This is a genomic window from Calothrix sp. NIES-3974 (genome assembly GCF_002368395.1).
Classification (GTDB): Bacteria; Cyanobacteriota; Cyanobacteriia; order Cyanobacteriales; family Nostocaceae; genus NIES-3974.
Genome location: NZ_AP018254.1, coordinates 4,942,882 through 4,967,348, shown reverse-complemented (window position 1 = coordinate 4,967,348; position 24,467 = coordinate 4,942,882). Strand labels below are relative to the sequence as shown.

Below are 24,467 nucleotides of genomic sequence, written 5' to 3'. Positions count from 1 at the left end.
CCAAACCTGCATTTGCAGCAAATACCGGAAATTTGCAGGGATAGTCCGTAGAGATAACCCGTCAGGTCGTCTCCAGGGGAGTAGTGGGAGAATTAACTTTCCCAAAATCACGCTATTTGCGACAAGTCAGGAAACCGTGATAGCGCAGTGGTTCAACTTTCCGCAAAATCCAGAGACGCGTAGCAACTAGTCTACGAATCCAAAATCCAAAATAATTTGACCTATCCAGTCAGATGATAATTTACTTAGAGTTGTCGGTTTGTTACTTTTGCGAAAACACGATTACATGTTAGCTTCCTCGGATCGGCCAGTTTATTCAGAGGCTCCTCTTCAACTTTTATTTTTTGTCGATGAACGTCCCCAGTCCCGACAACAGGTTCAACGTGTCAAGGCATATTTACGGGAACTGCAATCAGAGTATAAGTTTGAAATGCAAGTAATCGATGTTGGACAGCAACCCTACTTAGCTGAACACTTCAAATTGGTGGCAACTCCAGCTTTAATCAAAATTCATCCAGAACCAAGGCAGATTTTGGCTGGTAGCAATATTATCATCCAACTTAAAACATGGTGGCCACGTTGGCAAAGTGCGGTGGATTCCTATCTCAAACTCAAATCAGAATTACAATCTGAATTAATCGACGACAGAGGACGGAATAGTATTAACAACAATAATAATCAAACTGCAATCAGTTCAGTGGCCAATTCGGCGGAAATGATCCGTTTATCCGACGAAATTTTTCGCCTGCAACAGGAAAACCGGAAATTGCAAGAACAGTTACAATTTAAAGACAGGGTAATTTCCATGTTGGCCCATGATTTGCGTAATCCCTTAACTGCGGCTTCCATTGCCATTGAAACCCTGCAATCGAACTTTAACAGCGAGCAAGGCACATTTGAACGCCTCACCAGTGTATTGGTTAACCATTTATTTAAACAAGCTCGTTCCCAAACCCGCACCATTGATCGGATGATTACCGACTTACTCCAAGTTGGTCGAGGGAGCGATCGCGAATTTCCCATCCAACCCCAAAAACTTGACCTGGGAGAGATGTGTGAAGACGCGTTAGCCGAATTTAGCGATCGCTATCGCTCGAAAAATCTCAAAGTAGAGACGGATATCCCCCAAGACCTACCCTATGTCTATGCCGACCCGGATCGCATTCGTCAAGTTCTGAATAACCTACTCGACAATGCCATCAAATATACCCCGGAAAATGGCATCATCACTCTGTCCGGTCTCCATCGCACCACCCAAAAAGTCCAAATCAGCATCGGTGACAGTGGACCAGGTATACCGGAAGAAAACCGCGATCGCATTTTTGAAAATCGCTACCGTCTGGAACGGGATGAAAGTAAAGATGGATACGGTATTGGTTTATCCGTATGTCAACGTATCATCCGCGCCCATTACGGACAAATCTGGGTAGACACTTCCCCCCAAAATGGAGCTTGGTTCCATTTCACCCTACCGGTGTATCCTAATTAGGGGAGAGACGCGACATGTCCCGTCTGTACGGGAGTAGGCTATTGAAATTTTCCCCTGTTCCGTCTTGAATATTTGCAGGATAATCGAAAACGACAACACTCTCCCCAAGTCTAAATATCCTATATTTGAAAGTGTTCATAATCAAGATACACAAAACTATGTTTGGATTGGGATGGACAGAAGTAGCCGTAATCGGACTTGTAGCTTTACTAGTTTTTGGTCCCAAAAAAATCCCGGAACTGGGTACTGCCTTGGGAAAAACTTTACGGGGATTCAAGGAAGAATTAAACAAACCTGACGAGGATGAAAACGAGCAAAATCCCCAAAATGATGAACTTTAAGGATTTATAGTCAAAAAATATACCCAAAAGATGGAGAGTATTTATGAGTCAGCCACATTAGCAATTTTGATGGGTGGAGAAAGGCACATAGTAGCGCTTTAGCGCCTTAGATTACAGGACTTACGCAAAGAAGATTTGTCCGCAGCGACCGAAACGCAGTTTCAGGAAGTAATCGCAGGATTATTGTGTAGACGCGCGTAGTATGGCTTCTCGTAAGAGATTACTTCGCGATCGCACCCTGCGGGAAGCAAACTACGTCATGACGCAGTGGCGTTACTTTTGCATAAGTCCTAGTATTAAAACTTTTTCCGCAATTTTGTTGCCAGCCTTGATCGGTTGTTGTTCAGGTTAAAATCAGATTTAGATAATGCTCCAGTTGATTGCTGGTTCCACTACTGACATCCATCATCATTATTAATGGAGTTCCATTTCTCTACCAATTGCCATTTCTGCGCTAGGTTATATAAAGACTTCAATTTAATCAAGTATCTTGTCGTGTTTTACAGCAAACGTCCAGCGATTATTCTCTGTCTAGTCAGTTTCTTAAGTGCCTGTGCTAATAGCCCTAATGCCAAGAATCTGGAGCAGTTGTTGGCTGCTGACCCGCGTTTGCAAACTAACCCTCCAACTTTCGGTAGAAATACTACTACACCGTCACCCACTCCGACATCAGGGGTAGAAGAGGTAAATAAGCAATTGCCCAAAGACTTTCCCACTAATTTACCTATCTATCCCGGTGCAACGCTACAAGAGGTAATCACCGGGGATGGTTCCCCAAGCACGACCATCCGTTGGCAAACATCCGACCCCAGTAATGCCATTGTCAGTTTTTACCAACGGGAATTAAAAGCCAATAATTGGGAAATTACCACAGCACCTAACGATGATGGTGAAGGTGTATTTACAGTGAAGCGGGATAATCAACAGGCGAAAATCTCGATTCAACCTCAACCCGTAACCAATCCCACACCCAACCAACCCCAAACCACAACCGAAATAAAAATCGAGTATACACCAACTGGCACACCCCTGGCCAGTACCACACCTGAGAATAATAACCAAACCACGGGTACAGGAGACTTTATTAGTCCGCTTGTACCCCAACCTAGCCCCACTGCCACTGCAAATGTGGCAATAAATAATACACCTCAACAATTCACAGATATTAGTACCATACCCCAACCAACTCAAGGGTATATCCAGGATTTAGCCAGATTAGGTGTAATTCCGGTACGGGATAGTCAAAATAAAACCAATCAAAGTAGCACCTTTCAACCAAGTAAAATTATCACCCGGTCAGAATATGCCCATTGGTTAGTTTTAGCCAATAATGCCCTCCATGCCAATCGTCCCGATAAACAGATTCGCCTTGCAGATACCGGAAAACAACCTGTATTTAAAGACGTACCCCAAACCCACCCAGATTTTCCCTTTATTCAAGGATTAGCAGAAGCCGGATTAATCCCCAGTCCCCTCTCCGGAGATACAAGCGCCGTCCTATTCCGTCCGGACGCTCCCCTAGTCCGCGAAACTTTGCTACAGTGGAAAGTCCCCCTAGACCACCGTCAAGCCCTACCCAGTGCCAATTTAAACGCTATTCAGCAAACCTGGGGATTCCAAGATGCTACCAGAATTGATCCGAAAGTGCTGAGTGCAGTTCTAGCTGATTACCAAAGTGGCGAAAAATCGAATATCCGTAGGGTGTTTGGTTATACAACAATATTGCAACCGAAACAGTCAGTCACCCGTGCTGAAGCCGCGATCGCATTATGGTATTTTGGTACGCAAACCGAGGGTATTTCCGCCAGGGAGGCTAGCAAATTACGAGACTGATATGGGTATAATGTGTTATTAAATTAACATCATATAATTTTGTTGGTTTACCGTGGAATAATTTAAAGTGAACATTGAACCATGATGGAGCCTAACGAAAATAACTTCAGACGCAGTGCAGATCAAGAATTTATTGAGTCTCTGCACCAATTGGAAAATATTCTCCACGAAACTGATAATCAACCAGAACAAAAGCTAGAGACACAACCAACTCCAGACACCACTAAAGACCCAGAAAATCAAGGGGATAGTAGTGAAATTGATTTAGCCGCTTGGGAAGATGCAGTTGCAGACATTGAACAGTATCTCGAACAACAAGCTCAAGCAGAATCGTAGAATTAATTGCCGAAAATTCTGCAAATCAGACATAACAAAAATTTACAATTATTGGAGCAGAAAGCCCACCAGCAACAGACTAAAAATCCAAAAAATTTTTAGTCTGTTGAGTCATGCGCGGGGTGGGACGGGCAGTTTGCTCAAGCCGGGAAACCCGTCCATGCAACTGCCCTCATGAATGGGAAGCACCTTTAGGTGCAGTCCCATTGTTAGCGAGTTTTTTGATTAGCAATATACTTTTTAATTATCTCACTTGAAGCATCACCCGCAGTTCCACAAAAATAACTTCTTGTCCACATTGAAGGCATTCTCAATAAATGTGGAAATTCTTGTCTTAATACCCTAGAAGTATATCCTTTTAATCTAAACATAATTTGGTCTGGGGCTAATGTTGGAGGACTGCTAACAAAAAGATGTACATGGTCTTCCATGATTTCAAGAGCTAGAATCTCACACTCTAGTTCTTTTGTCTTTTCATAAAGCAATTCCTCAAGCCTGATAGCGACATTTCCAACTAACACCTTTTTTCGTCTTTTCGATATCCAGACGAAGTGGTAATTAATCATAGTGACTGATGTTGTCTTGTGCCTGTAATTTTCTAGCATATGTAAAGTTTTTGTCAAACTGCGGTCAATAGCTTGTATCTATCAACCATAATATACTATATTATTTTTGTCATCTCAGGGTCGAGCGATGTTAGTCTTAGAAGCGAAATTGAAGGGCAAAGAAAGTCAGTACGGCTTATTAGATGAAGCTATTAGAACGGCTTTGTTTCTCCGCAACAAAGCTCTAAGACATTGGATGGATAACAAGGATGTTAGCAAGAATGACCTTCAAAAACTTTGCGCTGTTTTAGCCAAAGAATTTGATTTTGCTGGCAAACTCAACTCTATGGCTCGTCAGGCTTCTGCCGATAGAGCTTGGTGTGCTATTAAGCGTTTCTATGACAACTGTAAAGCTAAAAAGCCAGGAAAAAAGGGTTATCCGCGATTTAAAAAGCGTGGACATTCCGTAGAATATAAAACTTCAGGATGGGCTATTTCTGCTGACAAGAAGTACATCACTTTTACTGATGGTTTTAAAGCAGGGAAATTTCAGCTAGTTGGAACTCGTGATTTCAGCTTTTATTCTACTAAGCAAATTCAGCGAGTTAGAGTAGTTAAACGAGCAGATGGTTATTACTGCCAATTTTGTGTCGATGCGGAACGCAAAGAACAGCATCAGCACAATGGTAAACAAGTAGGAATTGATGTCGGACTTGAGTTTTTCTACACTGATTCTGATGGCAAGACAGTCGAAAATCCCAGATTTTTGCGTAAGTCTGAGAAGTCTTTGAAACGCAAACAACGCAAAGTTTCTAGATGTAAAAAAGGCTCTTCTAATCGCCGCAAAGCTGTTAAAAAGTTGGCGAAAAAGCATCTCAAGGTAAGTAGACAGAGGAAAGATTTTGCTGTGAAGACAGCAAGAACTCTAGTCCAGTCAAACGACTTGGTAGTTTATGAGGACTTGCAGGTGCGAAATATGGTTAAAAACCATCATTTAGCTAAATCTATCAGTGACGCTTCGTGGTCACTGTTTACTGATTGGGTAGACTACTATGGCAAAGTTTTTGATACTTGGGTGATAGCAGTTGCACCTCACTACACATCGCAAGATTGTTCTGTTTGTGGGACACGAGTTCAGAAATCTTTATCTACTCGTACCCACAAATGTCATTGTTGTGGGACAGTGATGCACCGTGACCATAACGCGGCGACTATGATTTTGAACAAAGGATTAAAAAGTACTGTGGGGCGCACAGAATCTAAAGCTTGTGGACAGAACGACCTCTGCTTAAGTGGGGAAACTCCTTTGAGTAAGTCGGCTGAATGAAACAAGAATCCCACGGCTTTAAGTCGTGGGAGCGTCAACTGTGCTGTGGTTTTTAGATAGTAGGGTGTTGCATAATCAAGGGATGATTTTAATATATGCGAAGAAATTTTTCTTGATTTAACAACAAAAGATGAATCATATCGCTCTTATTTGATTCAGTGCGCCTCCAACGCCACTTACTTCAACGCGGGGAACCTGCGCAACGAAACCCATGACGTGGCTTAAAGTTGGTGGGTGACAATGAATTATTTATTAGTAATATCAGTTCGACAATTGGTTCACCGAATCCCTCTATTGGACAAATTAACCCTAATCAGGCTTTAGGAAGTTCTGGGAATGTTACCATTCGTACACCGATACTCCAAGTTAGCGATCGCGCTGGTGTGAGTGTGGGGAACTATGGTCGTGTTGGTGCTGCTGGTACACTCACAATTGATGCTGATGTAATCAAGTTAAATCGAAGTCAGATTACAGCTTCTGCAACCTCTGGAGAAGGAGGCAATATTAACTTAAATTTGCAAAAGTTTGTGATATTACGTAATCAAAGCAAAATTTCCACTGAAGCTGGAGGTGTTGGTAATGGTGGTGATATCACTATTGTTTCCCCGGTGATTGTTGGCTTAGAAAACAGCGACATTACAGCCAATGCAGTCCGAGGTAATGGTGGTAATATTCAGATTACGACCCAAGGTATATTTGGACCAAAATACCGCGACCAGATAACCAATGAAAGCGACATTACTGCTAGCTCTGAATTTGGTGTTAGCGGTACGGTTGATATTAATAATTTTGGTGTTGATCCTAGTTCCGGTTTAGTTGAGTTACCAGTAAATACCACAGACCCATCACAACAAATTGCTACAGGTTGTGTTGATACTAATGGTAATAGCTTTATCGCCACTGGACGGGGAGGAATACCCCAAAATCCCAGTCAAAGTATGATTAATTATCGTACCTGGTCTGATATTCGTGATATTTCTGCATATCGGCAAAATCAGCCAATTACAGCCCAAATTCCCCAGTCAACGGAAAAGCTTGTGCAAGCAACGGGTTGGCGACGAACTCCCCAAGGAACAATTGAGTTGGTTGCCGATAATTCTCCCACCCAGGTGCAACAACTGTTAGCTTGTGCCGAGATTTATAGATAACATAATACTGTATGCAATATAAATCTCCAAAACTGAGTGGGAGTTTTATGTCCTACAGCGAATTTACTTTAGCAAAAGCCAAACAAGATTTTGGTTTAACAACATTAGAAAAACGCGATATTTTTGCTTCCATTCCCGAATTAGCTGCTAGTAATCTACTGACGGAAACACTCAGTTATAACCTTGCGATCGCCTTTGGTAGTAATAGTGAAAAAGCCCGTTCTGAATTCATTATTGCGCCCATTCTCGTGGATTTACGTCGGCAATTGCATGAGCGAATTAGTTTATTTTCTGGAGTAGATTTTACAGTTGATGAAAGTAAAGGATTAAATGGTACTTGCGATTTTATTATTACCCAATCTCCAGAAATCTTGATTGTAACAGCACCAGTAATTACAGTGGTAGAGGCAAAAAAGGAGAATATTAATGCGGGTTTGGGTCAATGTGCAGCAGAAATGGTCGCTGCTCAAATTTATAATCAGCAAGCAGCTATCGAAATTCAGACAATTTATGGTGTTGTGACAACGGGTAGTATTTGGCAATTTCTCAAGCTGGAAGGTCAATTATTAACAATTGACTTGAGTGAATATTATTTGAAAGATGTGAATCAGATTCTCGGTATTTTGGCTAGCGCTCTACAAACCTAAGTGTTAAATTAACTGTCTAATTTTCCAACGCGATCGCGGTATTTTTGTAGTCAGGTTTGTATCTCGACTACTTAGCCCGGATTTGGAGCAAACTCCTAAAACTTTCAGTTAGTAGGGAGCGGGGAGTAGGGAGTAGTAGGAAAATTAACCCATTACTCAAGGCTTATCACTCCCTTGTGAGAAATGTAGGTTAGGGTCTGCATCCGGGTGATATGCGATCGCAGTTGGGGTAAATAGCCAAAGGTAGTGTTGTCACCGAAAACCAGGGAAGTGATTTTTCTCCATTCCTCTATTGATATCTTGCTTGATTTATTGGGCAATATAAGCATGTAGCGGATAATTTTTCTCTCATGGCTTTCCGAACTAAACCCATGCGAATCAAGCAACATTACTGGCTGTATCTAGGTCTATGTCTGGTTAGTCTCTGTTTTGTGTTGACTGTTATTCCCGCAGTCGCTGTTATTTCAATTCCGTCTGTTGCTATTTCCCAGGAAAATAATGCTCAGGTTGCGAGCAAATCAACTAATTTTCTAGATGAAGGACGTAATTTTTACACTTTGGGCAGATATCAGGAAGCCTTGAAAGCTTGGGAAAATGCTGCAAAACACTATCAATTCCAAGGCGATCGCGTGCATCAGGCTTTGAGTTTAAGTTATCTTTCCCTGGTACAGCAAGAACTTAATCAATGGGAAGCAGCGAAGGTTTCGATTGAACAAAGTGTCAAGATTCTGCAAACTATGAAACCCTCTGCTGATGGGATTATTTGGGCACAAATACTGAATACCCACGCAAATTTACAACTGCGTATGGGGCAAGGGGAAAGGGCGATCGCGACTTGGCAGCAAGCTCAAAAATACTACGAACAAGCGGGGGATACAACGGGAAGTCTGGGAAGTCAAATTAATCAGGCTCAAGCCTTACAAAGTCTGGGATATTACCGTCGTTCCCGTCAACAACTGGAAGAATTAACCAAAAAAATGGCGACAATGCCAGATTCAGAAGTGAAGGTGAGTGGATTGCGATCGCTGGGTTTGGCTTTACATGCAATTGGTGATAGTCAAAGTCGGCAGGTTTTGGAACAAAGTTTGGCAACAGCAAATAAAATTGCCGCCAAAACCCAGTTAAGTTCGATTTTAACTAGCTTAGGAAAAATTGCTGCTGATTGGCAAGACCCGGAAGCCGCATTCAATTATTTTGAGGATGCAGAAGCTGCTGCGAATAATCCCCAGGAAGCTTTACAAGCTCGTTTGGAGCGGTTTAAGTTATTGGTGGATTATGGCAAACTGGAATATGCTATCCCCCTTGCACCCCAGTTAAAACAACAGCTTTCCCAAATAGCTCCTAGTCGTAGTTCCCTGTTTGCGGCAATTAATTTTGCTGCCACCTTGAATAAATTAGCACAACCCGATCAGGTTTTACCTAGTCGGGATTTGGCGGAACTAATGGCTGTCACCGTTAAATCTGCTCAACAACTTCAGGATACGGTAGCCGAAGCTCACGCCCTGTATCAATGGGGACAAGTTTACAGTCGGACTTCCCAATGGTCAGAAGCCAAAAAATTAGTCGAACAATCTTTGAATCTTGCCCGGAAGTTGCAAGCCGATGATATTATTGCCCAATCTGCATCGGGACTCGGTAGGATATATCAACAACAAAATTCTCAACAGGAAGCTGTTGCGGCTTATACGGAAGCAGTAAAGTCATTAAAAGCACTACATTCTGATTTAGCTGCGATTAACCCTGATGTCCAATTTTCCTTCCGTGAAAGTGTCGAACCTGTTTATCGCCAATTGGTAGCTTTACTCTTGGATGAACAACCCACCCAAAGTGAAATAGTCCAAGCTCGTGAATTAATTGAATCTCTGCAAGTAGCTGAACTTGATAACTTTTTCCGGGAAGCTTGTATTGATAAAGTCCAGCAAATCGATCAAGTTGACCCCAGCGCCACGGTAATTTACCCAATTATTTTACGCGATCGCTTGGCAACGATTATCTCCCAACCGGGAAAACCTCTGCGTTATTACCAAATTAGTAAATCACAATCAGAAATCGAACAAACCCTTGATAATTTACTCGCTTCTCTGAATCCTGTTTCCAATTCTCAAACCCGACAAAATTTAACTCAACAAGTTTACGATTGGTTGATTCGTCCCCCAGAAGCGGATGGAGTCTTCCAAGATGCCAAAACCCTGGTATTTGTGTTAGATGGCAAATTGCGGAATATACCGATAGCAGCACTATGGGATGGTCAACAATACTTAATTGAAAAATATGCCGTGGCATTGTCTCCTGGCTTACAATTAATGTCAGCGAACCCACTGCAACAAAGTAAAATTCAAGCAATTGTTGGCGGTATTAGTGAATCTCGGTCTGGGTTTGCAGCCTTACCTGCGGTCAAATCGGAAGTGAAGCAAATTTCCCAAACCATCCCAGCAACACTACTCCTGAATCAACAATTTACCAGTCAAGCACTAGGCGATCGCATTCAGTCTAGTAATGCAGATGTGGTTCACCTCGCAACCCACGGACAATTTAGTTCCCGTCTGGAAGATACGTTTTTATTGACCTGGGATGGACGAGTGAGTGTGAAGGAATTGTCAGAACTCCTCCAGAATCGCGGTGGTAATAGATCAAAGGCAATTGAATTATTGGTACTGAGTGCCTGTAATACAGCAACCGAAGATGACCGAGCTGTATTGGGATTAGCTGGTTTAGCAGTTAAATCCGGTGCGCGTTCCACCGTTGCGACTTTGTGGCCGGTTAAAGATAGAGCCGCAGAAATACTGATGAATCGTTTTTATCAGCAACTCAGACAACCAAATACAACAAAAGCGGAAGCACTGCGACAAGCACAAATTCGGCTAATTCGACAAACCGATTTCCGCGACCCTTTCTTTTGGTCTGCTTTTGTTTTGGTTGGTAATTGGATTTAAAAGTGTCAATAAATACTTTATCAATCACTTCTTGAAGACAGGGAATAGACGCAAACGGTATATTTATCTTGAGAGACAGACGCGACATGTTGTGTCTCTCCCTACTCCCACGAGCTTGTTAAGCATTTAAAGTCTACTTTTAAAATATTTAAAATATCACCTAAGTTATTTTACTGCTTGAGATGTTTTTAAAGATGCATTTAAAATGTAGACTTTATTTGTTTCATCCCTTATAAAGGGTAAATATAAGACTTTATTTGCATGGGATTCCAAGTCATTAAATAGACTTTTTTGACTTCATGACCATGACAGTTAATCAGGTGCGCAATTTATGAAACGCCCATATTTAATGAGTTTTTTGAGTGCGATCGCTCTGATCATCGGTTCTGTAGCTAGCAGCGCCCATGCTATCACATTTAAACCACCTGCGAGAAACAGCGCCCCAACTACAGCTACTGGAGGAGCTTCTAGAAGCAGTCTATTCGTTCCCAGACAAGGTAAGGGCGCTCCCACTACAGCCACCGGAGGAGCTTCCAGAGGTAATTTATTCACCCCGCAGGGAGCGCCAAGACAAGCCAGTGGAGGAGCTTCCAGAGGTAATTTATTCACCCCCCAGGGAGCGCCGAGACAAGCCACAGGAGGAGCTTCTCGCGTTGGAACTTACTATTTAAATCCCTCCACGGTTGCAGCAACTGGACCTGCGGCCTTAATTGGACTAATGCCTGCAAGTTACTATGGAACAACTTTGTCGGAACGTCCCACGGTGATGGTATATTTGCCCGCATCGAATGCGAAGGAGGCTGTGTTCAGCATCAAGGATGAAGTTGGCCATACCCACTATCAGATGACCATTCCCGTCGCAAATAAATCGGGTATTGTCAAGATTACCTTACCAGAACAAGCTCCCCCTTTGGTAGTCGGTAAAAATTACCAATGGTTTTTCGCTCTGAAAATCAATGGTCAACTTAGTCCCAGTACTCCCTATGTAGATGGTTGGATTGAGCGGATTCAACCCAGTGCAGAATTAGTCGCAGCAATGCAACAACGGGATTTACTTGCACAAGCTAAAGCTTTAGGTGAAAACGGTGTGTGGTATGACTGTTTAGCCACATTAGCTCAAATGCAAGCGAGTCAAGTAAATAATCCCACTATTCTTAAGCAATGGGAAGAGTTACTGACTTCCGTCGGGTTACAGGAAATTGCTCAAGCTCCCCTATTAGGGTCTGTAAATTAGTTAAAACCAAATAATTTTGGATTATTCATGTTTGAAAATAGGGAGTAGGGAGTAGTGAGTTGGGAATAGGGAATATCAACTGTACTGAGTTTTGTGCAAAAATCGAATAGTATTCCTATTATTTAAAAGCTTTGTACTAATATCAATTTTGTTGAGTTCCACTAAGTTCCCACGCCACCTACTTCAACGCGCTTAACCCACGCAATGTAGTGGCCTCCTTACCTAAAATTATCTATCTTTAACTAGGTGTATATAAATGTGGTCAAGCAATTAATAAATATTGAGTAAAATTTAATTAAAATTTATTTATCTTTATTTTTAATAATAATTGAAAAAAAAGAACGCGACAAACGGTAAAGATAAGAGTAATCCAATTCAATAATTATCCAATTTCCTATTATTGTGGAACAGGTATCCCTACCTTTATTTTCCGGCAAGAAGCCCTTTCGCCAAAGGATATTTTATTTTCTGGCAGTCCTTAAAACCCTGACATAACAAGAGGTCTTCCACCCATAGATACTTAGCAGCTAGTCTACAACAACGCTACGCGATCGCCTACCGAGAGTAATCCAAAGCCCAAAATCCGTCTTGACAAGTTTGGCAGAAGAATAAATCTCCCCGGTAACTTCTCTTCCCTAACGTTCCGCAAAATCCAATTTAGGGTCTAACATCTTCCTGCTCCCGATAATTAATAAAGTAACTGTATGGCATGTGGAAACAAATCCAGACCTTGATCAAAAATACTCGCAGTGTTTTAATTATTACTCCTAGTGTGGCGTTGACGGTAATTGCTGGACAATACTTGGGTTTATTTAATTTACCTGAGTGGAAAGTTCGTGATGAATGGGTGCGACGGAGATCATCAGGGAAAATAGCCGATGAAATTGTGATTGTCACTATTGATGAACGGGATATTCAATCTGTAGGAAAATGGCCCGTTCCCGATTGGTCGTTGGCCAAATTATTAGCAAAAATTAACCAACAACAACCGCGAGCGATTGGTTTGGATTTGTATCGGGATTTACCTGAAGGGAAGGGTCATGAGCAGTTAGTAGAAATTTTTCGGAGTACACCGAATTTATTTGGTGTGGAAAAAATTACCGGAGAGCGGGTAAATCCACCACCGGAGTTAAAAAAACATGAGCGGGTGGGGTTGGCTGATTTAGTTTTAGATGGCGATCGCCATGTGCGTCGAGCTTTGTTGACCGCAGAAGATAGTCAAGAGGATGGCAAAATTAAGGCTGGGTTGGCGACTTTAGTGGCTTTGAAGTATTTAGAAGCTGAAAGTATTAGTTTAGAAAGTGTTGACGAACAACAACTGAAATTTCGACTGGGTAAAGCCATTTATCAACCCTTAAAAAATCAAGAAGCGGGTTATGGTGAAACTGACTTAGGTGGCTATCAAATACTGTTAAATTGGCATGGTGGGGAAACTGCATTTAAAACCGTGACCATGCGAGATGTGCTAGCGGGGAAAATTCCTCCAGATTTAATGCGCGATCGCATGGTGTTTATTGGTTCGACTGCTACCAGTACCAATGATTTTTTCAGTACTCCTTTTAGTTCGTCGTTGATTTCTGCTCAGAAACCAACCCCTGGTGTGGTTATCCATGCCAATATTGCTCTGCAATTGGTGCGAGGTGCAAAAACGGGGAAAACTAGTTTACGTGGTCTACCTGGCTCTTTTCTGCTAGGTTGGGTGTGGCTATGGTCAGCAATTGGTTCGGTTGGTAGTTGGTATTTAGCTAGTATACCCAACAAATACCGAATTCCAGGGGGGAAGATTCTCTGGTCAACCCTGGGAATGGGTGGGATTTTGCTGGTTGGTTGTTACGGGATGTTTACCATTGGTTGGCTAATTCCCCTCACACCTGCTTTATTATCTTTGATTGCTAGTGCGATCGCGACTACAAATGCGTACAAACAGCAAAAATTAGAAGCTGCAAATCAACAATTGGCAATTAATAATGAACTATTGCGGGATTATTCTAAAAACTTAGAAATCAAAGTGGAGGAGCGCACCCGCGAGTTATTGTTGGCAAAACAAGCTGCTGATGCTGCAAATCAAGCGAAAAGCGAGTTTATCGCCAATATGAGCCATGAATTACGTACACCCTTGAATGGAATTTTGGGTTTTGCTCAAGTCCTAGGTAATTCAGAAAACTTGAGCAAAAAGGATCAAGAAGGGGTAAGGGTGATTCATCAATGTGGTTCCCATCTGTTGATGCTGATTAACGATATTCTGGATTTATCCAAGATTGAAGCTCGTAAACTGGAATTGGTGAATAGTAGTATTGATTTGCCAGACTTTTTGCGTGGTGTCACGGAAATTTGTGGGATTCGAGCCAAACAAAAAGGAATTGACTTTGAAATTAAAATTAGCGATCGCTTACCTATGAGTATTAATGGTGATGAAAAGCGATTGCGACAAATATTAATTAATTTGCTGGGAAATGCCATTAAGTTTACTGATAGTGGTTGCGTGACATTTAGGGTCGATATCTTGGCGATAGCTGGGGAAAATACGGAATCTCCCCAAGCAACCATTCGCTTTCAAGTTGAAGATACGGGTGTGGGAATGAAACCCGAACAATTGGAAAGTATATTTTTACCCTTTGAGCAGGTTGGTTCTACGGGACACAAAGCAGAAGGTACTGGTTTAGGATTAACCATCAGCCAAAGGATTGCCAAGTTAATGGGAAGCGAAATCAAAGTCCAAAGTAATTTGGGGGAAGGAAGTGTATTTTGGTTCGAGATTACTTTCCCAGCTTTATTTTCCCGTGACAGGAATTGTGCTGATAATTTTAGCCCCCACACTAACCAGGACAAGATTATCGGTATTAAAGGTGGTAATATACCCCGCATTTTAGTTGTTGATGATGATATCAACCAATGTCTGATGTTAACCAACCTATTAACGGATATCGGTTGTCAGGTGGAATCTGCTCACGATGGTAAACAAGGATTAGAATTAGCCAGTCAAACCCAACCACATATGATTTTGCTGGATATAGCAATGCCAAATATGGATGGGTTTGAGTTTATGGTGCATTTGCAAGCCAATCCCCAAACTAGCAACATTCCGATTATTGTTTCCAGTGCCAATGTATTTGCCGAAAACCGTCAACAAAGTTTAGAAGCAGGTGCTGCTGCATTCATTCCTAAACCCCTGCAAAAAGATGAACTGCTGACCGCTTTAGCATCCCTATTAAACATCGATTGGGATGTCCAATCAAACCCGGTATCTCCACCCCCAGCTACTACCAATCAAGTGGAGCTGGTCTTACCATCCCCAGATATTTTGCAAGAAATTTATCACCTGGCCATGATGGGAGATACTACGGGTATTGAAGACATCCTGGAAAAACAAATAGAAATAAATCAACAGTTAATTCCCTTTGTCACCAAGTTAACCCAAATGACCAGCAACTTTCAAACCGCAAAAATCCGCAAGTACATCAAGTCCCTATTAACTTCAGAGGTAGTCTAATGAACAGCGATTCCCCACATCAACCGATTCATATTCTTTTAGTCGATGATAATCCCAATAATTTGAAAGTGCTATCGGAAGCAATTCAAGGATATGGCTGGAAAGCACTCATGGCTTGCGATGGGGAATCAGCCATCGAACAGGCAGAATATGCCCATCCCGATTTAATTATTTTAGATGTAATGATGCCTGGTATTGACGGGTTTGAAACTTGTCGCCGATTAAAAGTAAGTAAAATTACTCAGGATATCCCAGTAATTTTTATGACTGCTCTTTCGGATACCATAGATAAGGTAAAGGGATTGGAAATTGGTGCGGTTGATTACATTACCAAGCCATTTCAACAAGAAGAGGTAATTGCCCGCTTGAAATTACATCTAAAATTATCCCACCTGACCCGTACTTTAGAACAGCAAGTGCAAAAACGCACCGCAGAACTCACCGAATCATTACAGCAATTGCAGCAAGCTCAGTTACGAATGATTCAGAACGAAAAAATGTCTGCATTAGGAAACTTGGTTGCTGGGATTGCTCACGAAATGAATAACCCTCTGGGGTTCATTTCTGCCACTCTTAAACAAGCAAAACCAAATATTCACGATATTCTGGAGCATTTGCAGTTATATCAAGAAACTGTACCAAATCCCAGCCCCAAAATTATCAAACATGCTGAAGCAATCGAGCTAGATTTTTGTGTGGAAGACTTAATGAAGATGATTGATTCCATGACAATGGCTTGCGATCGCATTAAAAATATTAGCAATAGTTTAAGAACTTTTTCCAGAGCCGATCGAGACTACAAACAACCTTTTAATCTACATGAAGGTATCGACAGTACCATTTTAATTCTCAAACACCGCCTCAAGGCTAACGACAAGCGTCCCGCTATTGAAGTTTTTACCGAATACGGCGATATCCCAGAATTAGAATGCTTCCCAGGACAGTTAAATCAGGTATTTATGAATATTTTAGCTAATGCCATTGATGCCTTAGAGGAAGCCAACCTAAATCGCAGTTACGAGGATATTGTTACCAATCCCAACCACATCAAAATCACCACTTTCACAGCCGAAAAACAGGTAAAAATTATCATTGCTGACAATGGCATTGGGATGGAAGAATCCGTGAAAGCACGGGTATTTGACCATTTATTTACGACCAAGGCTGTGAATAAAGGTACGGGGATTGGACTTGCGATCGCCAAACAAATTATTGTCGATACCCATCATGGCCAAATTGATTGTGATTCCACCCCTGGTCAGGGAACTAAATTCACCATCACCCTACCATTCTCAGTTTAAAGGTTTCTTATATTCCATTATTCCGTTTATCATACTCAACTATCCCATAATCTAGCTTGATAATCCGGTCGGCAACGGGGAAGTAATGGTCATCATGACTAATCACTAATACGGTTTTACCGCGCTGTTTTAAATTGAATATTATTTGTTTGTAGAAAATTTCGCGAAAAATCGGGTCTTGGTCAGAAGCCCATTCATCAAATAAATAAATCGGACGGTTTTCCAGATAGGCTGTTAATAGGGCTAATCGTTTTCTTTGTCCCTGGGAAAGGTCTGTTGTTGATAAACGTGAGTTTTCGATTTGTACCTTTTTTTCTAATTGTAATTGACGTAAATATTCACGGGCTTGAATATTCGCAAACGGATTCTCAATTCCATATAATTTATCAAATAAATAAAAATCGGAAAATACCACTGCAAAATGCTGTCGATACCACTCCCGATTATCGTCATTAATGACTTTTTTATTAAGTTTGATTCTCCCGGTTTCAGGGATATAAAGTCCGGTAATTAATTTGGCTAAAGTTGATTTACCACTGCCATTACCACCCACAATAAATACAATTTCCCCTGGTACAAAAGTCAAGCTCACAGGACCAAGGGTGAACATATTATCCTTATCCTTCCCTTGTCCGTTATATTTATGGGTTACTTGCTCTAATTCCAGCCGATTCCAATTTTGAATCATCGGTTGGGATATGAAGCTAGAAACTTCTTTTTGGTCGGCTAATTTTAAACCAATGGTTTCAATTTTCTGGAGAGCGACGCTAGCTTTTCCCAATGCTTGTAATTTATCCAGAATACTCTGCATTGGTAGCATAATATAGGTCAAAGTTAAAATAAAAGCAGATAAAATGGAAATGGGAATATCTACCAACTGAGGTAAAACAAATAGCAATACCCCCACTAACACAAAAAATAATAAATTCCCCCAACCCGTAGATATGGCGAATGTCAATAATGCTGATTTATTATTATCCCGTGATTTTGCTGCTGTGTGGGTTAACTCATCACGAAAAAATTCTTGCCGACGTAAACTATTCAATTTTAACTCTTTAATGCCATCGGTTATTGCTCGAAAATGTGTAAATAAATTATCCTGTTCATCACGAGCGCGGGCTAAAAATAATTGAGCATGATTAATTAAAAATTGGATACTACCCACTCCAATTAAAATTACCCCAATTGTAAAGGCAAATACCACCCCCGACAACCACAACATATAAAACAAACAACCACTAATCACCGCAATATCCACACAAATAAACGGAATTGCGTAAACCGTATTTGATAAAGTGGCCACATCATCTGTTAAAGTTGCTAATAACCTACTCGGTCCTAAATTTTCCAGATGACGCAAAGGTGCATTTAAGATTCCCCGACTCAGTTGTAAACGCAACTCAAATACGGCATTTTGGGATAAATTAATCAATAAAACCTGAGAACACAGACTACTCACCAAGATAATCACCGTCAACAACGGAAAAAGCCAACCCAAATCGGAGTTATCGTTACCTGCGATCGCACTATTAATGAAGGCAATCAAGCGTGCAGTTGTCCCCCCGCTAATCAACCCCATCAGGATTGCTACTACCACCTGCAACCAGGAAGCACGTAATAATAACCAAATTAAATTCATTGGCAATCCTGTAATCGTTTAGTTTGGTTTACGTCCCACTAACAAGGCAAATTCCAACCACTTCCAATAACAATCCACATCCCCAAAGCCAATTTCCCTCAACCAGTCTAACTGAGTTTGCACATCCAACAATTGATTCGACGGATCATCCGGTTCCTCCTCCAGTCCCACACAGCGTCGGAAGTACTCATGGAGTGCAGGTGTCGGAGAGGATACATGTTCCAAGTTGCAAAAAATTCCACCCGCTTCTAAAATCTCAAACACCTCCCCATACAACTCCCGTTTACGTCGATCACTGAGGTGATGTATCGCAAAACTGGAAACAACCGCAGCAAACTTTCCTAACTCCGGTAGGGGTTCATCTAAATTATGGGCAATTATCTCCACATTTCCATACTCGGCAAAACGTTGAGTTGCAGTCTCTAACATGGTCGGCGAAAAATCTACCCCTATAAACTCTGTCTGCGGACGGTCAACCCTTAACAAAGACACCAATCTACCGTTTCCTGTTCCCAAATCTAAAATGCGTTTTCCATCCTTGGGGATTAAATCCAGTATTACACCCTCTCCTTCCTGACGATGGGGTAAAGTATCTGCCCGTGTCAAGTAATTTAACGCATGTTCTGGCGATCGCCACAAATTGACACGTTCCATTTTTCCCTTGACTCTTAACCTGCATCTACAGGACAACTCTCACCCTAACAAGTATTTTTGCCAAAGGAATACTGAGGATATATTTCTTAATAAAAACATAATTTTAGTAATTTCATATACATTTACTGCCGTTGTTCGCGACCTACTTCCCGGACTTCTCACAAACTCTTAATACTTGCTTCTTAGTTGAGAGTAAGTAAGTGGTGGTAAAAATTGTCGTTTAGGTTTTTTGTATGCGATAAATCCAGGACACCTTTGCAATTATGACCATGATTGTTTGTCCTGGAGACACATAAATATAACCTGTTTTTCCCCTTTTCACCCCTAACAAAACCCTGAATACGCCAAAATCTTAAGATTTCATAAAGAAACTATTAAAAAGTATATAAGACTAGATAAAAGAATAAATAAGCATGAAGAAAAAAGGAGATTTAATGATTTTTAGTAACCAATAACCATTATTATCGATAACAGAATCACAAATTTTCGTATTTCAAAAAAAATAAAATCAGTGAACTATTTTCGGGTTTCAACATTTGAAAGAGATTATTATCTCAATTTGGTTGGTGACTACGGACAAGCGGTTCAAATCTCTATCCACTATCCTACGGCTTATATCGCAGCCAACCGTGAACGAATATTTCCGGATTGGAAAAACCAATCTACTTTGTGGATGATTGTGGTTTTGCAACAATCATTATATCCATTGAACAAATCAACTCCAGCGATTGAATTAGAAAAACAACGATTACGCAAATCGTTTATGAAATTTGGTTTAGAATTAGCATTTACCTTGGAGGATGTAACACCACCGACCTTAAAACCGCAAAAATACCGTACAGATATTATCGATCCGCGCACCGGATATCCACTCCTTTCCCGTCCAGGGGAAACACCCCATGATGATACAGCAACGGTCAAAGCATTACTCAACTATCCGATTATTTATAATCGCTGTCGTCTTTTAGTCCATCCCCATTGGGGAACAGCAGTTTATCCGGGAATTATGATTTCTACTGCACCTCCCCAGGAAATTATGGCAGTAATTCCAGATGTAGCACGGGTATGTGGGTGGTATGAGATGGTAGATTTCCAAACGTTAATTTCTCAGAGGATGTTTTAAAAGTCGATTTTAATACTTAAAAAGCTCGTTTTTTGGGAGTAGGGAATTGGGAGTAGTTTATAACGACAAACATACTGTTTGAGCCTATTTACTGTCTTCAATAATTGGCTTGTAAAGTACTTATTGACATTTGAGCAACATCCTCTCAGGTTTAAATTTTGTGTATTTTGTCAATGCCTTCAATTTTAGTCTGAATTGTACCCTAAAAACGAACATTCCAACTTAATCATCTGGAAACTGCCAAGACGAAATACTTTCTACATCTTTGCTAATGCACTGAGGACAAGGAACATCAAACTTTGAATCCATCCACTCATAACCGCAGGTACGACAGTGACAGAAAATATTATTACGATTAGCATTTTCTATACCCTGATGCCATTGTTTTAGTTGGTCGGGGTTTTGAAAAGGAAAATTATCAGACATGCTCATGGGATTTTGCGATCGCCACAAATCGTGATCAACAAATACTATCTCACTGAAGCAAGTTATTGCCTAGAAGAGTGTTGAGGTTGTTCTTGCGTAATTCCTATCTAGCAAGGGTTTCACCAATCCCATCCCCAAGCTTGCTCCAAATGCAGGTTCCAAATGCAGGTATATACCAAATATACTGCTACTTTAGATATAACATAAATTACTCCATAACCAATCAGTATTTATTTGTAGTATGCTGTATATTTTGCCTGACTAGGAAGCATGTTTTGTTCGACATATTTTTTTATTTCTTAAGTAAGAATACAGATGCTTAAATATTTTGAGCAATGCCATATTTAAATTGTCCGCATTATAGCTGATTTTGCGGCTTTATTTGCGGAATTCCCAGAAAATCACCATCAAAATCATTTTTAGTTATTAATTGCTAGCCAATCACAATCTTCACGATGTGACAGATAGAAAGGAAAATCCTACAAATTGTCAAATCCCTCAATCTTAATGAACATGATTACTGTTGATGAATCTGATATTAAATTATTTGGGAAGTTTGTGGAAACGTCACCACTACATGAACAATTAGCAATTGTCATCTGTCCCTATGCAATTCCCTTTTCTCAAAGATGGGGAAACAATGGTCTATCAGCAGATTTTATCGGTGAATATGCAAGCAGAATATTTAACGATAGTCCTCTGACTATTGGCAATAATATGTTGATTAAAGATGTACAAAACTCCGTTGCTTTTATTGCCAATGAATTACTGGAGAATGCGATGAAGTATTCTCACTATAGTTATAAATATCCCATTAAATTACGTTTAAATATTGATGGTAGTACGATTCGCTTACTTATCACTAATACCGTAACTCAGATTGCCGCTCAAAAACTTCAAGACTATATTCATCAACTAGAATCAATGGATACAATGGAAATGTATATCCATCAACTGGAATATGGAGAAATAGAAGAAAAAAACTCTTCTAAATTAGGAATACTGACAATTATCAACGATTATAGTGGTCAATTAGGTTGGAAATTTTGCAAACTGTTCTCAGAGGTTTCTCCTATTGTGGAGATTACCACGATGGTAGAGTTAAAATTTTTATGATTTGATAATAATTGTCATATTTATTCTTCAATAATATGTATAAAGGATAATCATTAGCTAAACTAGAGGGATAAAACTCAAAATGATACAGGTATTTGGTTCCTTTCTGGATAGATTTTTAGTTAAAGAAAGTCATGAAAATGAGTTAGCAGACGTTAATAGTAATGTGGAAATATTCGGTCATTACGTCGATCAACCCTTAAGGGATGAACATTTAACTTTAGGTTTTTCCCCTTCGCGAATCCCGATGAAGCGTCGTTGGCGAAATAATGGTTTATCGGCTGATTTTATTGCCGATTACTTAACAACCTTTTTTCCACTTATGGAGGATGATCCGATGGGGAAAAAGCGTCATGCAGAAATAAAAAATGTTGTGAGTTACGTGGCAAATGAATTACTAGAAAATGCCATGAAATATTGCAACTTACACGCACAGTATCCAATCACATTGCATTTACAATTAGAGAACGATTTAGTCCGGATTTTTGTGGATAATAGTATTACACCAACTAATGCAGAGATATTTAAAGCCTATGTGAAAAACTTTATTGCTTCTGACCCAATGGAATTATACATTCAGCAATTAGAACGAAATGCGGAGGATGATAGTTGTAATGCATCCGGATTAGGATTCTTGACGATGGTTAATGATTATAATGCTAAAATTGGTTGGAAATTTAGAAATGTTCAGGGAAATTCTCAAATTGTTGCTGTAACAACGATGGTAGAAGTCGTCATTTAAGGTTACATAACTGAGGAGATTGATAACAATGGAAATTAAAGGTGATAACTACACAGTCTGGATTGATAATCATAACAATACAATTAATTTTACTGGTTCACTACGTTTAGGTGGTATGGAAGAATATGCACCTATATTGAATTTACTAAATTCTGCTGCTAATAATAATCCTGAAAGTGTAATTCTGGATTTACAAAATTTGAATTTTCTCAACAGTTCAGGAATTAGTATGCTATCTAAATTTGTGATTGAAATGCGTAAACGCAAAGCAGAAAATCTGAAGATTATTGGCTCTAATTTGATTCCTTGGCAAGGGAAATCTCTCAAAAATCTACAAAGATTGATGCCGAGTTTAGTATTAGAATTACAGTGAGAAAATTGAGTGTATTTCTCCATTAATAATGAATATTTACAGCACTCAGAGCAGGATTTGTGAAATCTTAATTGCTGTATGTGGAGACGTAATATATTACGTCTCTACCGACACATTTTATCTGTCGCATTCCCTTTTCAAATTGGTATTGCTTTTTCTTTCACACACTAGCTACCTGAAAACAGGTTGAAACCGGGAAAATTGGGAAAAGGAATGTTGAAACCGCTATCTTCCTGGTCAGAAGGATATTTTTTCGTAGTGATAGTTCCATCACTGACATCTTCGTGGTCAGAAGGGTATTTCTGGGTGACGACTCCACCTTCTACACCCTCTTGGTCAGATGGATAGGCTAATGTAACGGCCATTCCCCCACCGGAAATCGCTTCTATTTCCGCTTCCGATAAATCTTGCAACTGTGCTTCTAAATAGCGTGCAAAAAATGGGGTGGGAGGTTGGGGATGTTGATGATTTTGTTCAGACATAAAACGACTCCTGAGTTTAAAGGTGATATTTCTACTTTCTCTACTTAGACCAGAGAACCTCTAACTCATGCGTTTTTTTGATATAAGTATAAAATCCTTAACATGACGCGCAGTGTCTAAATAAATAACTCTTCCTTCCTCCCCACTCCCCATTTACGAGCTAAAAGGAAGAAGGTTCAATTAATTGAAAAATACCTGACCATTAGCATTAATGCGGATTGCACCTTGATTATCTCCAAACTCAGCACTTTCATCTAAAGTAAGTGTGAGGGTTCCTGGGGATGATTCTTTGGGGATGACTTTTAAAAAACCGCTATCTTGTCTGACTAAAGTGATAGTAATTGGTGTGGGGAGATTGCGAAGTGCAAACTCTTCCTTGGGGTTGAGGGTACGAACTTCTGTTTGTCCGATTGCTTGATAGGAAATTCCCACACCTGTGCTGTTAATTAACTGGACATTCACCTGACCATCTTTGACTGTAACTGTAGCGATCGCGGTTTGGGTTTTCTCTGGTAGGGGAGGTTGGGTAACGGGTGAAGTGGGAGGTTGAATAGGTCGGGTTTCTGGGGTCGGTGGAGTGGTAGTTGCTTGTTGTTTTGCAGTAAACGCATTCGGAGGACAACCCTGGGGAACTAATACCCGGTTATTGTGGGGTTCTTCGTAGAAAATTCTTGGACAGGGATTTATTTGTGCAAACGTAGCAGAACCAGTAAGTAGGGAGAAAAAGGGTAGGGAGAACAATAATCCTCCCCGGATTAAGCTGGATTTAATGTGGTGATTGGGGGTTTGAGTTTTTAATTTTTGTTTCATTGTTGATTTCACCAACTCTATTTGTTTATTGTTTATTTTCTTTGCAGATTTTTTGGGATTATTCAATTCAGGACTCTTATCCTCTTTTGCTGATCCTGGATTTCTCACACCATCCTAAAGCTTTCAGGGATTAGGGTGTGGGGAGAGACGCGATATATCGCGTCTGTAGGGGAGTAGTAGGAAGAATAATCCATTACTCACCCCTGATCATTCACTAGTGAGAAATGCAGGTTATGTAGTCAGCAGAGGGTAGAAGAGTATAGGTACTTGATAAATTGGTATTGTTTTGCGCATCCCGTTATTTATTTTCAACAGAAACTGAAGGGCGACACATCTACCCTTAGTAATTCTTTCTATTTATCTTTCGGTTGAAAGTATATTTACTTTTGATGATTGGGAGGACTCTGATCACGGACTACCCACTTTCCCTTAAGTTGGGGAAAACAAGTCAAAACCATCACCAAAAATCTTGGTCATC

At 40.5% G+C, this 24,467-nt stretch carries 22 protein-coding genes; 15 read left to right on the top strand and 7 right to left on the bottom strand.

Features of this window, described 5'->3' with window-relative positions; translation table 11 throughout:
- Positions 1 to 268 precede the first annotated feature (268 nt).
- From CDC37_RS19950 to CDC37_RS19935, 4 genes are all read left to right on the top strand, one after another.
- A complete protein-coding gene (locus CDC37_RS19950) occupies positions 269 to 1,489 on the top strand; it encodes a histidine kinase (protein ID WP_172892804.1) in 1,221 nt (406 codons plus the stop codon).
- A gap of 158 nt (positions 1,490 to 1,647) precedes the next feature.
- The gene (gene tatA / locus CDC37_RS19945; RefSeq protein ID WP_096624448.1) at positions 1,648 to 1,830 is read left to right on the top strand and encodes a twin-arginine translocase TatA/TatE family subunit; all 183 of its coding nucleotides are present in this window, start codon (positions 1,648 to 1,650) and stop codon (positions 1,828 to 1,830) included.
- 495 nt (positions 1,831 to 2,325) lie between these two features.
- Positions 2,326 to 3,663 (top strand): S-layer homology domain-containing protein, encoded by a 1,338-nt coding sequence (locus tag CDC37_RS19940; protein WP_096624446.1) that lies wholly within the window; start codon positions 2,326 to 2,328, stop codon positions 3,661 to 3,663.
- 81 nt (positions 3,664 to 3,744) lie between these two features.
- Positions 3,745 to 3,999 (top strand): hypothetical protein, encoded by a 255-nt coding sequence (locus CDC37_RS19935; protein WP_231943122.1) that lies wholly within the window; start codon positions 3,745 to 3,747, stop codon positions 3,997 to 3,999.
- Positions 4,000 to 4,208: 209 nt separating this feature from the next.
- Here the strand turns inward: CDC37_RS19935 and tnpA are convergent, their stop codons facing one another.
- Positions 4,209 to 4,604, bottom strand: a complete 396-nt coding sequence (gene tnpA, locus CDC37_RS19930) for an IS200/IS605 family transposase (RefSeq protein ID WP_096624444.1) — start codon at positions 4,602 to 4,604, stop codon at positions 4,209 to 4,211.
- 88 nt (positions 4,605 to 4,692) lie between these two features.
- Here tnpA and CDC37_RS19925 point away from each other — a divergent pair, with 88 nt between their 5' ends.
- From CDC37_RS19925 to CDC37_RS19915, 3 genes are all read left to right on the top strand, one after another.
- Positions 4,693 to 5,871, top strand: a complete 1,179-nt coding sequence (locus CDC37_RS19925) for an RNA-guided endonuclease InsQ/TnpB family protein (RefSeq protein WP_096624442.1) — start codon at positions 4,693 to 4,695, stop codon at positions 5,869 to 5,871.
- A 230-nt stretch (positions 5,872 to 6,101) separates the two neighbouring features.
- The gene (locus tag CDC37_RS19920; protein ID WP_157780795.1) at positions 6,102 to 7,019 is read left to right on the top strand and encodes an S-layer family protein; all 918 of its coding nucleotides are present in this window, start codon (positions 6,102 to 6,104) and stop codon (positions 7,017 to 7,019) included.
- A gap of 47 nt (positions 7,020 to 7,066) precedes the next feature.
- Positions 7,067 to 7,666, top strand: coding sequence for a hypothetical protein (locus tag CDC37_RS19915; RefSeq protein ID WP_096624438.1), 600 nt, complete (start codon positions 7,067 to 7,069; stop codon positions 7,664 to 7,666).
- Between the two features lie 152 nt (positions 7,667 to 7,818).
- Here CDC37_RS19915 and CDC37_RS24520 read toward each other — a convergent pair whose 3' ends face one another.
- A complete protein-coding gene (locus CDC37_RS24520; protein WP_157780794.1) occupies positions 7,819 to 7,995 on the bottom strand; it encodes a hypothetical protein in 177 nt (58 codons plus the stop codon).
- A gap of 42 nt (positions 7,996 to 8,037) precedes the next feature.
- Here CDC37_RS24520 and CDC37_RS19910 point away from each other — a divergent pair, with 42 nt between their 5' ends.
- From CDC37_RS19910 to CDC37_RS19895, 4 genes are all read left to right on the top strand, one after another.
- Positions 8,038 to 10,599 (top strand): CHAT domain-containing protein, encoded by a 2,562-nt coding sequence (locus CDC37_RS19910; RefSeq protein ID WP_442861049.1) that lies wholly within the window; start codon positions 8,038 to 8,040, stop codon positions 10,597 to 10,599.
- 331 nt (positions 10,600 to 10,930) lie between these two features.
- Complete coding sequence (locus CDC37_RS19905; protein WP_096624434.1) at positions 10,931 to 11,833, top strand: DUF928 domain-containing protein; 903 nt, start codon at positions 10,931 to 10,933, stop codon at positions 11,831 to 11,833.
- A gap of 709 nt (positions 11,834 to 12,542) precedes the next feature.
- Positions 12,543 to 15,323: a CHASE2 domain-containing protein gene (locus tag CDC37_RS19900; protein WP_096624432.1), complete on the top strand. Its 2,781-nt coding sequence runs from the start codon at positions 12,543 to 12,545 to the stop codon at positions 15,321 to 15,323.
- On the top strand, positions 15,323 to 16,624 hold the full coding sequence (locus tag CDC37_RS19895; protein ID WP_096624430.1) for a hybrid sensor histidine kinase/response regulator: 1,302 nt from the start codon (positions 15,323 to 15,325) through the stop codon (positions 16,622 to 16,624). The genes CDC37_RS19900 and CDC37_RS19895 overlap by 1 nt, the downstream gene beginning before the upstream one ends.
- 7 nt (positions 16,625 to 16,631) lie before the next feature.
- Here CDC37_RS19895 and CDC37_RS19890 read toward each other — a convergent pair whose 3' ends face one another.
- On the bottom strand, positions 16,632 to 18,263 hold the full coding sequence (locus CDC37_RS19890) for a cyclic peptide export ABC transporter (protein WP_096624428.1): 1,632 nt from the start codon (positions 18,261 to 18,263) through the stop codon (positions 16,632 to 16,634).
- An 18-nt stretch (positions 18,264 to 18,281) separates the two neighbouring features.
- The gene (locus tag CDC37_RS19885; RefSeq protein WP_096624426.1) at positions 18,282 to 18,917 is read right to left on the bottom strand and encodes a class I SAM-dependent methyltransferase; all 636 of its coding nucleotides are present in this window, start codon (positions 18,915 to 18,917) and stop codon (positions 18,282 to 18,284) included.
- Between the two features lie 511 nt (positions 18,918 to 19,428).
- Here CDC37_RS19885 and CDC37_RS19880 point away from each other — a divergent pair.
- The gene (locus CDC37_RS19880; protein ID WP_096624424.1) at positions 19,429 to 20,040 is read left to right on the top strand and encodes a methylmalonic aciduria and homocystinuria type D protein; all 612 of its coding nucleotides are present in this window, start codon (positions 19,429 to 19,431) and stop codon (positions 20,038 to 20,040) included.
- A 222-nt stretch (positions 20,041 to 20,262) separates the two neighbouring features.
- On the opposite strand, the gene CDC37_RS19875 is transcribed toward CDC37_RS19880, so the two are convergent.
- Positions 20,263 to 20,472, bottom strand: coding sequence for a hydrogenase maturation nickel metallochaperone HypA (locus CDC37_RS19875; RefSeq protein ID WP_231943121.1), 210 nt, complete (start codon positions 20,470 to 20,472; stop codon positions 20,263 to 20,265).
- A gap of 507 nt (positions 20,473 to 20,979) precedes the next feature.
- On the opposite strand from CDC37_RS19875, the gene CDC37_RS19870 reads away from it, so the two are divergent.
- The 3 genes from CDC37_RS19870 (at position 20,980) to CDC37_RS19860 (ending at position 22,697) form a co-directional block, all read left to right on the top strand.
- Positions 20,980 to 21,582: a slr1658 superfamily regulator gene (locus tag CDC37_RS19870; protein WP_157780793.1), complete on the top strand. Its 603-nt coding sequence runs from the start codon at positions 20,980 to 20,982 to the stop codon at positions 21,580 to 21,582.
- An 82-nt stretch (positions 21,583 to 21,664) separates the two neighbouring features.
- A complete protein-coding gene (locus CDC37_RS19865; RefSeq protein ID WP_197707023.1) occupies positions 21,665 to 22,324 on the top strand; it encodes a slr1658 superfamily regulator in 660 nt (219 codons plus the stop codon).
- 28 nt (positions 22,325 to 22,352) lie between these two features.
- A complete protein-coding gene (locus CDC37_RS19860) occupies positions 22,353 to 22,697 on the top strand; it encodes a slr1659 superfamily regulator (protein ID WP_096624418.1) in 345 nt (114 codons plus the stop codon).
- A gap of 167 nt (positions 22,698 to 22,864) precedes the next feature.
- Here CDC37_RS19860 and CDC37_RS19855 read toward each other — a convergent pair whose 3' ends face one another.
- The gene (locus tag CDC37_RS19855; RefSeq protein ID WP_096624416.1) at positions 22,865 to 23,179 is read right to left on the bottom strand and encodes a microviridin/marinostatin family tricyclic proteinase inhibitor; all 315 of its coding nucleotides are present in this window, start codon (positions 23,177 to 23,179) and stop codon (positions 22,865 to 22,867) included.
- A 180-nt stretch (positions 23,180 to 23,359) separates the two neighbouring features.
- The gene (locus CDC37_RS19850; protein WP_096626445.1) at positions 23,360 to 23,989 is read right to left on the bottom strand and encodes a hypothetical protein; all 630 of its coding nucleotides are present in this window, start codon (positions 23,987 to 23,989) and stop codon (positions 23,360 to 23,362) included.
- Between the last annotated feature and the right edge of the window lie 478 nt (positions 23,990 to 24,467).